We start from the raw sequence: 13,073 nt of genomic DNA, 5'->3' as shown, positions 1-13,073 counted from the left end.
CGGCCCGGATATGTGGGGCAAGGCGTGGGGCTTAGCGCCTGTCGCACCTTATACCGTTGAAATCACTATAGAATTTTAAGCGAGTGGCGGAGAGAGTGGGATTCGAACCCACGGTACGGTTTCCCGCACACACGCTTTCCAAGCGTGCGCCTTAAGCCACTCGGCCATCTCTCCCCGCGCGCCTTCTCATGACGGGGCGGGAGGTGATTTGCAAGGGACTGCGACCGCGACGCGGGGATTTTTCTCAAGTAATTGACAGCGTTTGGGTATTTTCGCGCTTTGGAGGCGGCTTTTAGCCCGGATGAGGCTCCCGCGGGGTCCGCAAAACGCGGTGAAAGGCCGTTTCCGTCGCCGGATCGCCTATCCCGGCCATTGGCCGAAGGGCGCCCATAACGCCGCAGACCCGGCCTCGCGTGCAAGAACGCCGGCATTGCGGTCGGCAGCCCACCCAGTACCGAGCAACACGGACGCTGCGTGGCCTGGCCGTGCCGTGGCGGCCGTCAATCAGTGATAGCGCGTGCCAATGACGGCGCCGGATGTGCGCAATGGCCAGATCATGCTGGTGTCGGGCTCGGCCTCCGGCACGCTGCCCTTCTCGTTCACGGCGTGGGCCTCCTGCAGCGCATCGACGAAGTCGGCGAACCAGTTCTGGATGGTGCCGGCACGCAGCTTGGCCATCATCGCCTCCCAACGCATCCGCCGCTCCAGCAGCGGCATCGAAAACGCCGTGGCGATGGTCCGCGCCATGCCGTCGATATCGTGCGGATTGACCAGCAGCGCGGTGTCGAGCTCGTTGGCCGCGCCGGCGAATTTCGACAGCACCAGCACGCCGGGATCGGCAGGGTTCTGCGCCGCGACGTATTCCTTGGCGACCAGGTTCATGCCGTCATGCAACGGCGTCACCAGACCGACCTGGGCGGTGCGATAAAGACCCGCGAGCACGGTCTGACTGAAGCCCTTGTTGAGGTAGCGAATAGGCGTCCAGTCGACTTCGCCGTGGCGGCCGTTGACGTCGCTGACCAGCTTGGCCAAATCGTTCTGCAGATTGCCATAGGCCTCGATGGTGCCGCGCGACAGCGTCGCGATCTGCAGCAGCGAGACAGAGCGGTTGAGCGCTGGATTGAGCGTCAGCATGCGGTCGAACGCCTCGATGCGGTTGACCAGCCCCTTCGAGTAGTCGACGCGATCAACACCGATGGCCAGCTTCTCGCCGTTCAGGCTACGGCGTAGGCGCGACACGTCGGGATGGGACGCAGCCTTGGCGGCATGCTGGGCGAACTTCTCGGGATCGATGCCGATCGGGAACACCGCGCAGCGCGACGCGCCGAAGCGCGACGTCACTACGCCATCGCTGGCGTGCAGGCCGAGCTCGCAGGACAGGTAATCCAGAAAATTGTCGCGGTCGTCGTCGGTCTGGAAGCCGATCAGGTCGTAGGCCAGCATCGCCTCGACCAGTTCGCGATGATGCGGCACGCCGCCGAAAATCGCCCGGGTAGGCCACGGCGTGTGCAGGAAGAAACCGATGGGATGCGTGACGCCGAGATCGCGCAACTCGGCGCCGAGCGCAAGGAAATGATAATCTTGGATCCAGAACACCGCGTCCGGCTTGCGGAAGCGCAGCAGCGCCCGCGCCATGAACGAATTCACTTCGCGATAGGATTGATAGTCGTCATGCGAGGAGCGGATCAGGTCGGTGCGCGAATGCAGCGCCGGCCACAGCGCCGAATTGGCGAAGCCTTCGTAATAGCCGGCGTAATGCGCCGCAGGCAGATCGAGCATCGCCAGGGCGCCGGACCCGAGCGCCTCGATTTTTGCAAACGGCTCGCGCTGCGCGCCATCGCGGAGGCGGCCACTCGAGCCGACCCAGATGGCTCCGGACTTTTCGACCACGGGCAACAACGCCGCCGCCAAGCCTCCGGTCATCGGCTCGTGAGCCGTTGCGCGCGAGACGCGGTTGGAAACAACGACGAGGTTCACGGGCGGCCCCCTCCTGCTGGTACATTTATTCGGACGATTAACGTCCGTTCATCAATATGGTTCCTCGTCACCATTCGACCCAATTGAAACCAAATTCAGGCAACCGCCAGTGGAACCGCGAGTTCCATGGTTCCATTATTTTCAACAACAGCGATCCCTGTGTGAATCAGTCCTCGAGCAATCGTGCCAGCCAGGCGCGAACATCGCTCGGCTCGCCGAAATGCCCGGCGACTCCCAGCGCGTGTCGCCCCACCGAGAAGGCCAGACCATCCATGCCAGGCATGATGGCAAACACCGTTTCGTCGGTGACGTCGTCGCCAATAAACACCGGGCGGCGGCCCTTGAACGGACCGTGCGTCATCAATTCGATCACGCCGGTCGCCTTGGTGAAACCGGAATGCTTGATCTCGCACACCGACTTGCCCGGCAGCACCTCGATCGGCGCATTGGGCAGATCGGCGCGGATCGCGGAAACGGCATCGTAGATCGCCTTCTCCGCATGCGGCGCCAGGCGATAATGCAGCGCCAGCGAATAGCCCTTGTCCTCGAGCAGAATGCCGGGGCTGAGCTTGGCGATCGCCGCCAGGCGACGCTTCAGCTCCTTGTCCAGCGGCGGCGCATGCGCCGCAACGGATTCGTTTTCCATCGACAGCCGCATTTCGGCGCCGTGGCCGCCGACCGCAGGGAACTGCATCGGCGCAAAGATAAGGTCGATGTCGTTGAGCGAGCGACCGCTGACAAGCGCCAGCGCGCCGTTGGTTCGTTGCAACAGCTTACCGAGGGTGGTCGCCAGTTCCGGCGGCACCCAGACCTCGCGCGGCGTCGGCGCGAAATCGAGCAATGTGCCGTCGATATCGAGCAGCAGCGCGCAGTTGCCGAGCGCCGGCATCACTGCGCCGGGAGTCATGGTGTGACCGGACGGGACAACGTCAATGGGGGATTCATCCATCTGCTTCTCAGCCAGGTTCTGTTTCATCGTCATTCTACTCCACAACGGCCAGTGGCCGTGCAACTGATTCCAAAGGCTGACGTTCCGCCGCGACGGCGTAGCGCCAGGCGATCGCCGCAGCGGCGATCATGAGGGCGGCACCAAACAGGTAGCCGCCAAACACGCTTGTGCGCGATCCCGTATCGATCAACATGCCGAACAAGGCCGGCCCTGCGACGCCGCCGATGCCGGTGCCAATGGCATAGAACAGCGCGATGGCCAGCGCGCGGACCTCGATCGGGAAGGTCTCGCTGACCGTGAGATAGGCTGCGCTCGCCGCCGGCGAGGCGAAGAAGAAGATGATCATCCAGCAGATGGTCTGGCCCTGCGCGCTCAGCACGTCGATCGAGAACAGGTAGCCGGACAGCGCCAGCAGTACGCCCGACAGGCCGTAGGTCACCATGATCATCATGCGGCGGCCCAGCGTATCGAACAGGCGGCCGAGCAGCAGGGGGCCGAGAAAATTACCCGCCGCGAACGGCAGGATGTACCAGCCGACCTGGTTCGAGGCGATACCGAAGAAATCCGTCAGCACCAATGCGTAGGTGAAGAAGATCGCATTGTAGAAGAAGGCCTGCGCGCCCATCAGCGCCAGCCCGACCAGCGAGCGCTGCCGATACAACACGAACAGCGTGTTGGCCACCTCGCGCAGCGGCGTATGGCTGCGCATCTGCAGTCGGATCGTCGGCAGCGCCGCCGCGGCAGCCTCGGTGATGGGCTGCTTTGCAGAGGTCTCGATCTCGGCCACGATGGCATGAGCCTGCCCCGGCTGCCCATGCACCATCAGCCAGCGTGGGCTCTCCGGAATCCACAGACGCATCACGAATACGACCAAGCCCAGAACCGCGCCGGTGAGATAGGCCAGGCGCCAGCCATATTCCTGGACGATGACCTGCGGATCTAGCAGCACGATAGCGCACACCGCGCCGAGCGCGGCGCCAAGCCAGAAGCTGCCGTTGATAACCAGATCGGTCCAGCCCCGGTACTTCGCCGGTACCAGCTCCTGGATGGTGGAATTGATCGCGGTATATTCGCCGCCGATGCCGGCACCGGTGAGAAAGCGAAACAACGCGTATGTCGTCAGATTCCACGACAAGGCCGTCGCGGCCGTTGCGGTCAGATAAAGTGCCAACGTGATGAAGAAAAGCTTTTTGCGGCCGATCCGATCGGTCAACCAGCCGAAGCCGAGCGCGCCGATCACGGCGCCGGCGAGATAGGCGCTGTTGGCGAAGCCGACGTCGAAATTCGAGAATTTGAGTGTCGGGCTTTCCTTGAGCGCGCCGGACAATGCGCCTGCCAACGTGACTTCGAGGCCGTCGAGGATCCAGGTGATGCCCAGTGCGAGCACCACACGCGTGTGAAAGCCGCTCCATGTCAGACGGTCCAAGCGAGCGGGAATGTCGGTGTCGATCACACGGCCCGTGGGGGCATCCTGCACGCGGCGCATGTCGGGTTCGGCCCCGAATTCAGCGCCACGGAGGCTAGTCATAGCGGTCGTTCCTGAATGTAAGTTCCGCGCGGCAGGACACATTTGAGGAAAGGCCACGCCTCGAAGCCAGTCCGAGCATCCCTTGCGTCAGTATTAAATATGTTCGGAACTAACCCGTGACCCCGCCATCCGTTCCAGCATTTCCGCGCCGCGGCACCGGAACGGGACAGAATTCTGCGAGTTTCTGCCGATAGAACCTACATGCAGGAGCTCGTGATGGCTGCACCTTCAAGCACCCGGAAATCCGCCAGACGAGCGGGTAAGGCGCGCAGTGCAAGCACGACACGCAAGACGCCGGCAAAGCGAAAGGCCAAGGCAGCCCCGCCGAAACGCTGGTCCCAGCGCGTCACCGAGCACAGCGATGCGCTCGACCTCAAGGACGGCGTGTTCAAATTGACCGATCCGAAGAAGATCGCCGTATCGCTGAAGCGCTCGGCCGAACGCAGCGCGCGACGCAAGACCGGCGCCTACCGCTCTGCGCTGTCAATGCTGACCTTCTACATCAACCGCGCCGGCAAGACGCTGCCCAAGACCCGGCGCGAACGGCTAGAGCGCGCCAAGAACGAGTTGAAAAAGGCGTTCGGGAAGATTGACGCACACGCCGCCAGCTAAGTTCACTGGTGTCGTCGCCGGCTTGACCGGGCGATCCAGTAGACGTTGAAATCGCGCGCGAGTTGCAGATGGCGCCGCTTACTGGGTCACCCGGTCAAGCCGGGTGACGACAATATTGACGCGGTACCGACATTCGCACGCTGGCAGATCAGGCCGCGCGGATGTTTTGCATGAAGCGGTCGAGTTCGGCACGCAGCCGCGCGCTTTCCGACGACAGCGTTTGCGCCGAATTCAGCACCTGCTCGGAAGCCACGCCGGTTTCCGTGGCCCCGCGGTTGACCTCGGTGATGTTGCCCGCCACCTGCTGGGTCCCGTGCGCGACGCTCTGGACATTCTGCGCGATTTCCCTGGTGGCAGCGCTCTGCTGTTCGACCGCCGAGGCGATCTCCGAGGCGATGCTGGAGATCTGCCCGATGGTGCTGCCGATCTCCTTGATCGCGGTGACCGATTCCCGGGTCGCGCTCTGCATGCCGGCGATCTGCACCGAGATCTCGTCAGTGGCCTTCGCTGTCTGGCTGGCCAGCGACTTGACCTCCGCAGCGACCACGGCAAAGCCGCGCCCGGCATCGCCCGCCCGCGCCGCCTCGATCGTCGCGTTGAGCGCGAGAAGGTTGGTCTGCTCGGCGATGGCGGTGATGAGGTCGACGACGTCGCCGATGCGCTGAGCCGCCTGTGACAACTCGCCGATCCGCGCATCGGTCTGTTCGGCCTGGGTCACCGCGCTGTCAGCAATGCGGCTGGAGTTACGCACCTGACGTCCGATTTCGTTGACCGAGAGCGACAACTCCTCGGTGGCCGTGGCCACAGACTGCATGTTCGAGGAAGCTTCCTCGGATGCGCCGGCGACCTTGCCGGACAGGCTCTCCGTGGTTTCAGCGGTGCGGGTCAGGGTGCCGGCAGCGGTTTCCAGCTGCACGGCCGAGGAGGACACCTGGGCCACGATGCCGCCCACGGCGCTTTCGAATTCATCGGCAAAGCGAATGAGCTCGGTGCGCCGGGCAGCGCCGGCCGCGCGGTTCTGCACCTCGTGCTCTGCCGCGTCGCGCTCGGCGCGAGCAATCGCCTCGACCTTGAATTCTTCCACTGCGGAAGCCATGTCGCCGAGTTCGTCCTTGCGCCCGAGGCCGGGCAGCACGACTTCGAAATCGCCGGCCGCGAGCTTGCGCATCGCCGCGCACATGGCGGTCATCGGCTTGGAGATGCCCCGGCCGAGCAGGCCAGCCACCACGGCGCCGAGAATGAAGCCGCCGAGCGCGAGGATCGCCACCTGGCGCTCGGTCTCGTGGATGGTGGCATCGGATTCGGATTCCAGACGCTGCTGGTCGGACAGCAGATCGGTCTTCATCGCTGTCGATGCCTCGGTGATCGCCGCGGTGGCTTCGGCCATCTCGACCACGAGCTTGTCGACGACCTTGGTGTTCTCAACGAACTTGGTGAAGGCTTCGCGGTAGACTTTCAGATCGCCGGTGAGGGTCTTCACCTTCTCATTGATCTGTTGATTGTTGGCGAACACCGTCGCGAAGGAATTTTCGAGAAACTTGACGCGGGCAAAGGCCGCGCTCGACACCTTGTCGTCCGCCCTTGCAATGAAGTTGTTCATCAGCGACGACGCCACCACGAACTGGCTGGCGATATCCTTCACGGTGTCCTGGACCGACGACAACCCCGCCAGCGTTGCAGTGTCGCCGAGATCGTCCAGCTTCGAGCGCAACTGCAGGTTCATGCGCGAGATCTGGTTCGAGGCGATCTTGTCGTTCTCGTTCTTGACGACGACGATGTCAGCGAAGATCTTGGTGAACATCTTGAAATCACGCGCCAGCCGCGTGATCTGGTTCAGGCGCGCGGAGCTGGTCGTGACTTTCATCGACTGCTCGATGGCGTCGCGGAGTTTGGCTTCGGCGGCCAGCGCTGCCTTGGCGTCGTCCTCCTTGCCGGTGATCACATAGTAGCGCGTCAGCGCCTGATAGGAGGTCAGTTCGCGGTCGATGTTGCGGGCAAATCCGGACTCGGCGACGCTGTTGCGATACGACACGACGCCGGCGGAGACGCGCTCGAAGCCGACATAGGCAAGGCCCATGCTGGCTGCAGAAATGCCGAGCACCGCGGCGAAGCCCAGCGTGACCTTTGAACGAAACCGCAGCGACGGCAGTTTCAGCCCGACAACTTTCATCAACCCCACGATAGCCCCCGTATGCTCCCAAATGTCGTGTTTCCGGCCTAGGCGCGGACCCGACGGCGGCAGGCTACGTGGCAATGGCTAAAACAGAGTAAAGAAATACCGGTATTGTCATCCGCAGGTTGCATTGCCTGGAACGTCGGGCGCGATGGAGCCGCCGTTACATCGGCCGGTTAGCCAGCACGCTGGACGGCGCGTCGACGCCGAGCTTGATCTGGCCGACCGACTTGATGATGTTGTCGCCAAGCAACTGGGCGAAGCAGGCATAGCCCCAGTCGTTCATATGCAGGCCGTCGGCGATGACGAAGCTGTCGAACGCCATCGACTGGCCTTCGTGCCATTCCCGCATCACCTCGAAGCGCGGGAAAATGCCGACATGGCGCAGTTCGGCGACCTTGTTCAGCAGCTTGATCATCTTGCTGGTGCTTTCCGGCTTGGCATTCACCGCCGGCGAATATTGCGGATCGACCAGCACCAGATCGGCGCCGGCCGCCTGGATCTTGCCGATGCCGTCCTCGACGATCTTGGCGGTATCGCCGGGGTCGAGGTTGCGCAGCACCGCATTGGTACCGACCTGCCAGATCACCAGATCGGGCTTCGAGTTGATCACCTCGTTCTGCAGCCGGGCCATCATCTCAGGCGCGTCCTCGCCGCCCTTGCCGCGGTTGAGCACGGTGATACCGGCGCCGGGATAGGCACGATGCAATTGCGCCGCCAGCCGGTTCGGATAGGTAAATTCCGGCGCCGTCGAGCCGTAGCCTTCCGTCGACGACGATCCGAAGGCAACGATCACAACCGGTTCGCCAGCCGCCAGCTTGGCCGCCACATGCGGCAGCGAGCCCATCGCCTTGGCGCCGCCCTTCGGCGGCAGGCAGGGCACGCGGGCGAAGATGTCGCTGGCGGATTTCGCGACTTCCTTGACCTTGTCGATGGTCTTGCTGGTGAGGCTCTTCTTGTCGGTGGAGGCATCGGCCGCGGCCACGGCAGGACCGGGCGGTGTGCTGACACCCATCGCGTCAGCGGGCTCCGCATGCAGGCGTCGCGGCAGCAATGGAAATGCAAACACGGATGCAATGACAGTCAGGACCGCAAGGCGAGAAAGCGACGATTGGAAACTCATTAACGCTGAATCCTCAATTCTGCTGGATTGACGTGGGCAGCATCGATCACGAAGGTCGACAATGCGCGGGCAAGGCAATCGTGCACGCGCTTGGCAAGTTCGACGCCCGGCGAGGCGCTGAACAGATCGAAATCTCCCGTTTCATTCCAGTTTCGCATGATAGCAAAGCGATCGAACAGCGGTACGTCGTGCTGCTGCGCCACCACACGCATGTTATCTATGTAGGCCGAAGGCGAAATCATCGTCTCAGTACGCGGACTATACTGGAGATTCATTAAAATCACGTCGGTGCCGGCGCTTCGCATCGCCGCAACGCCGTCATCGATCGCCCCCGGAAGTCGTCGGCATCCACCGAGCGCATCGCATCGACGGTACCTGTCTGCCAGATCACCAGGTCCGGCTTCTTGTCCGCGACCAGCTTGCCGAGCGAAGGCGCCACTTCCTCCGCGGTTTTCTTGACCTGCAGCTCCAGGCTGACATTGACCTCGACGGTCGGCAACTTCTCGCGCAGGATTGCCTGCAGGCGGCCGGGATAGGCGATCGAGGAGTCGGCTACGCCGATGACCGAGGAGCGGCTGCCTATGACCAGAATGTTGAGTTTACCGCCAGGCTTGACCGCTGCGGCCACCCTCGGCAGCGTGCTCTCGCTGGTCAGCAGATAGGCCGGCACCTCGCAAGCCGGCGGATCGTCCGCCCGCGCCGGCGCCACGACCAACAGGCCGGCCAGCATCGTGAGGACCACAATGGTCTTCATGATCCCCTCCCGCAAAATCCGCGTCGGCACTTTTCGTGCGCGGTCCGCTCTTTTCCATCCGCTTGTACCATGAAAGCAGCCAGGCTGCGCCGCACATGATGAGGATGCCGGAAATACTGATGGCAAAGTGCATCCCGGCCCCACCGGCGACTTCCGCCAGCACGAAGTGGCCGGCGAAAGCCAGAAACACGCCGAGGCAGAAGATCTCCAGCGAGTGCTGGCCGCACATGATCATCGGCCGCAACCATCGCGATTTCAGACCGGGCCAGTCCTTGTGCAGGAAGCGCACGGTGATGGCTGCGAGCGCAAGGAAATGCGCAAAGCGCAACACATCGAGATCGGTCTTGTTGATCGGATACATCCACTGCTCGATCAACTTCGGCAGCAGGTGATGGAATTGCGGAATGTACCAGGTCAGCGTCACCCAGAATGCCGCCAGCAGATAGGCCACCGAAATCCACATGGTAATGGGCGACTTCAGCAAGTGCTGCATGCGTTTGGCGCCGCCGAGCGCGCACCAGGCCCCGAACACGAACAGCAATTGCCAGGCGTAGGGATTGAACGCCCAGACGCCGTTCGGATAGGCCGACAGGTACAGGTCGAACTCCCAGGTGATTGCATAAAGCGCCACGGACAACGCCAGCGTGAGGTCCGCACGGCGCAGCATCAGCCAAAGGATCGGCGGCAGAAACAGCATCAGCACAATGTATAACGGCAACACGTCCATGTTCACCGGACGAAATTTCAGCAACAGCGCCTGGACGATAGTCACGTCGGGCTGCTTGAGGAAATCGAGGATGCCCATTTCTTCGGAATAAAGCGGGTTCTCGAAGCTGGTCGCCACGTAGGAAATCTCGGCGAGGAAGATCGTGAACAGGAAGACGTGGGCGACATAGATCTGCCAGACCCGCTTCAGGATGCGCGCGCTGGCCACCAGCACGCCCTGCTCCAGCATGGCGCGGCCATAGACGAATGCTGCCGTGTAGCCGGAGATGAAGATAAAAATCTCGGTGGCGTCGCTGAAGCCGTAGTTGCGGATGGTGAACCAGGTCAGGATGTTCGGCGGCAGGTGATCGATGAAGATCAGCCACAGCGCCAGCCCGCGAAACAGGTCGAGGCGCAGCTCGCGTTCGCCGGCCGCGACCGGCATGGGCCGGGGTGCCCCGCCTGCAAGCGCCGGCGCTGCCGCTGCGGCGCGGTCCTGGCTCGCATCCGGTCGCGGCGGGCCGGTGATGTGATCGACGACGGTGCTCATTCGGCGGCGCTCGGACAATCGGGAATCGTGGGGTCGGCCCCCTAGACAGAGGGGATCGGCCCGTGAGTTGCAAGAAAATTGCGGCCGTGGCGCGGCCCGGAGCCAAGTCGCCGCAGCGAGCGGTAGCGTGGAACTATGTTGAAACGTCGATCATTGCCGTCCCAACCGCCGATTTGGACCGTCGCGCGGTTTTCGCTATGATTGGACCGCATTTTGGACGATGACATGCCATGTATCGCGCCGTGACCCGCCAGATCGAAGTCACCGTCGAGCCGAACTTCCAGCCGGAACGTTCGTCGGCGGAAAAGCACCGTTTTTTCTGGTCCTACACCGTGGTGATCACCAATTCCGGCGCCGAAACCGTGCAGTTGAAGACCCGGCACTGGGTCATCACCGACGCCGCCGGGCGGATGGAAGAGGTGCGCGGCGAGGGCGTGGTCGGCGAACAGCCGGTGCTCGCCCCCGGCGAACGCTTCGAATACACCTCCGGCGTGCCGCTGCCGACGGCCTCCGGCTTCATGGCCGGCAGCTACCAGATGGTCACCGACACCGGCGAGCCGTTCGAAATCGACGTCCCCGCCTTCTCCCTCGACAGCCCCGACCACAAGCGCGTGCTGAATTAGCGTCTCCGGATGCAGTGCAACGCTCCGGGCTCACGTGCCCCGGACGCGGTGCAGCGCGCCGCCTTTTGGCGACGTGGTGCGCCGCAGATCCGGGGCCGTCACGAACGCCGGCGCCTCGGACGGTCCCAGTTCTGCGCCGCAACGTGGCGGCGATGCTGCGCATCGCCTTCGCTGCAGCGCGCCCGGGACACGAGACCGCTCTGCTCTCAGATTCAATTGTCAAACAGCCATATGTTCGCAGTCCCGCGACGCTGGCGCGTCCGGGGTGTGCTGCATTCCCGCCTTCCCGAAGCGAGAAGGCGCGCGGAACGCCGGGTGCCCGATGCACCCATGGGCTTGTGCGCAGTGATAGAAAGCGCACAAGGCTTGCCACGGTCACACCGGACTGATCCGGCGTTCCGCGCGCGATGGTGTTAACGGCTTATGGCATTGCTCTCCGGCGGCCGACCCGGTTTTTCGTCGCCGTCGCGCCCTCCTGAGGATGTGTCCCTGCCCGGTAGGCCAGGGCTCTCCGGAGGGGCTTGATGCCACGCGGGGCATCGAGACCTCACGCTTTTGCCGTCCGCGCCAGCGCTGTCGTCTGCGCTTCCTCCGGTTCTCACTGGCCATTCTGGCGAGCCCTGAACCGAATTCCGCGCCTGACGCTGCCGCGTCCACCGCATCCCCTCCCGCGTCCGTGACGACGCGATACGCCCCTCTCGGTGGGACAGGATGCACTGGATTATAAACCTACACTGATGATCGTCAAGAGGATGTTAGGAAAAAATATCGCAATTCGAGTTCGGGCCGTTCCCCGGACGCGGTGCACTGCGCCGCGCAAGCACGGCGTGGCGCACCGCAGATCCGAGGCCCAGCTTGGTGACACCAAGAATCCGGGTCCCGGGTCTGCTCAGCAGCACTGTCGGCGATGCTGCGCGCCCGGGAAACGAAGGTCGCCTCCACGGGAACAAGGGCTCCGGCCCGTCCCGGCGACAACGGCGGATGGCGCTTCCGGATGGCGGCGACTACGACTCGACGCCGGCCTCGGCGGGGTGAACTCGTAGACCGAGCTGCAGAACTCGCAGGTCACCACGACCTTGTCGTCCTTGACCATGTCGGCGCGGTCCTGCGGCGCGAAGTTGTTGAGCATCGCCGACACCGCCTCGCGCGAGCACGAGCACTTCGCCCGCAGCGGCAGCGACGAGAACACGCGGACGCCGCGCTCGTTGAACAGGCGGAACAGCAGCCGCTCGCCCGACAGGTCGGGATCGATCAGCTCGATATCTTCCACCGTCGCGATCAACGACTGGCCTTCCAGCCAGGCGTCATCCTCCGGCGGCACGTCGAGCTCGACGCCCTCCGGCGCATCGCCACCGGAGATATCGCGCTGCGCGCGCTCCGGCGCCTTCGGCAGGAACTGCAGCAGCATGCCGCCGGCGCGCCAGCGATGCATCGGTCCGTTCTCGCCGGTCCGCCATTCCTCGCCGACGGCGAGCCGCACGCGGGTCGGGATCTGCTCCGAGCGCGCAAAATATTCGTGTGCGGCGTCTTCGAGGTTGCCGCCGTCGAGCGCCACCAGGCCCTGATAGCGGCTCATATCCGGCCCCTGGTCGACGGTCATCGCCATGTGGCCTTTACCGAGCAATTGCCCGGTGGTGAGGCCGGGCACCAGTTTCTCGGCATCGAAGCGCGCATAGGCGCGGATGCGATCCGGCGCCTGGAAGTCGACGATCATCAGCGACACCGGACCATCGGTCTGGGTCTGCAGGATGAAGCGGCCGTCGAATTTCAGTGCGGAACCAAGCAGCGTGGTCAGCACGATCGCCTCGCCGAGCAGCTTTGCGACCGGTGCGGGGTAATCGTGCTTGTCGAGCAACTCGTCGAGCGCGGGGCCGAGCCTGGTCAGCCGGCCGCGCAGATCGAGCGGCGACACCTCGAACGGCAGCACCGCGTCATCGATCGGCACCGCGGAAGGCGCTCGGACGGGGGGATCAACGAGGATTCGGGATTCGGGGGATTGTGAGGTCATGGAGCCTATTTGGGGGCGATGGGGCCGGATCGAAAGGTTTTGCGGCGGGAAAAAGTGGCGCGTCTCTTCCT

General features: G+C 63.6%; 8 protein-coding genes, 1 tRNA gene and 2 pseudogenes. 2 read left to right on the top strand and 9 right to left on the bottom strand.

The window, feature by feature from the left end:
• Positions 1-84 precede the first annotated feature (84 nt).
• The 4 genes from ONR75_RS03080 to ONR75_RS03065 form a co-directional block, all read right to left on the bottom strand.
• A tRNA-Ser gene (locus tag ONR75_RS03080) sits at positions 85-174 on the bottom strand.
• 330 nt (positions 175-504) lie between these two features.
• Positions 505-1,977: a trehalose-6-phosphate synthase gene (locus ONR75_RS03075; protein WP_265081327.1), complete on the bottom strand. Its 1,473-nt coding sequence runs from the start codon at positions 1,975-1,977 to the stop codon at positions 505-507.
• Positions 1,978-2,143: 166 nt separating this feature from the next.
• Complete coding sequence (gene otsB, locus ONR75_RS03070; protein ID WP_413776431.1) at positions 2,144-2,953, bottom strand: trehalose-phosphatase; 810 nt, start codon at positions 2,951-2,953, stop codon at positions 2,144-2,146.
• 7 nt (positions 2,954-2,960) lie between these two features.
• Complete coding sequence (locus ONR75_RS03065) at positions 2,961-4,412, bottom strand: MFS transporter (protein WP_265083514.1); 1,452 nt, start codon at positions 4,410-4,412, stop codon at positions 2,961-2,963.
• A 258-nt stretch (positions 4,413-4,670) separates the two neighbouring features.
• Between ONR75_RS03065 and ONR75_RS03060 the strand changes: the two genes are divergently transcribed.
• Positions 4,671-5,066, top strand: a complete 396-nt coding sequence (locus ONR75_RS03060) for a DUF3175 domain-containing protein (protein ID WP_265081326.1) — start codon at positions 4,671-4,673, stop codon at positions 5,064-5,066.
• A 148-nt stretch (positions 5,067-5,214) separates the two neighbouring features.
• On the opposite strand, the gene ONR75_RS03055 is transcribed toward ONR75_RS03060, so the two are convergent.
• From ONR75_RS03055 to ONR75_RS03040, 4 genes and pseudogenes are all read right to left on the bottom strand, one after another.
• On the bottom strand, positions 5,215-7,236 hold the full coding sequence (locus ONR75_RS03055) for a methyl-accepting chemotaxis protein (protein WP_265081325.1): 2,022 nt from the start codon (positions 7,234-7,236) through the stop codon (positions 5,215-5,217).
• A gap of 166 nt (positions 7,237-7,402) precedes the next feature.
• Positions 7,403-8,362 carry an SGNH/GDSL hydrolase family protein gene (locus tag ONR75_RS03050; protein ID WP_413776430.1) on the bottom strand — a complete coding sequence of 320 codons (960 nt, stop codon included), beginning with the start codon at positions 8,360-8,362 and terminating at the stop codon, positions 7,403-7,405.
• Positions 8,362-9,071: pseudogene (locus ONR75_RS03045) on the bottom strand (SGNH/GDSL hydrolase family protein). Before ONR75_RS03045 ends, ONR75_RS03050 begins: the two are co-directional and overlap by 1 nt.
• A complete protein-coding gene (locus ONR75_RS03040) occupies positions 8,962-10,371 on the bottom strand; it encodes an OpgC domain-containing protein (protein ID WP_265081323.1) in 1,410 nt (469 codons plus the stop codon). Before ONR75_RS03040 ends, ONR75_RS03045 begins: the two are co-directional and overlap by 110 nt.
• A gap of 230 nt (positions 10,372-10,601) precedes the next feature.
• Here ONR75_RS03040 and apaG point away from each other — a divergent pair, with 230 nt between their 5' ends.
• Positions 10,602-10,994, top strand: a complete 393-nt coding sequence (gene apaG / locus ONR75_RS03035; RefSeq protein ID WP_265081322.1) for a Co2+/Mg2+ efflux protein ApaG — start codon at positions 10,602-10,604, stop codon at positions 10,992-10,994.
• A 1,004-nt stretch (positions 10,995-11,998) separates the two neighbouring features.
• Here the strand turns inward: apaG and ONR75_RS03030 are convergent.
• Positions 11,999-13,002 (bottom strand): annotated as a pseudogene (locus ONR75_RS03030) (Hsp33 family molecular chaperone).
• Positions 13,003-13,073: the final 71 nt, after the last annotated feature.

This window comes from Rhodopseudomonas sp. P2A-2r, assembly GCF_026015985.1.
GTDB lineage: Bacteria > Pseudomonadota > Alphaproteobacteria > Rhizobiales > Xanthobacteraceae > Tardiphaga.
This window is presented reverse-complemented; position numbering and strand designations above follow the sequence as displayed.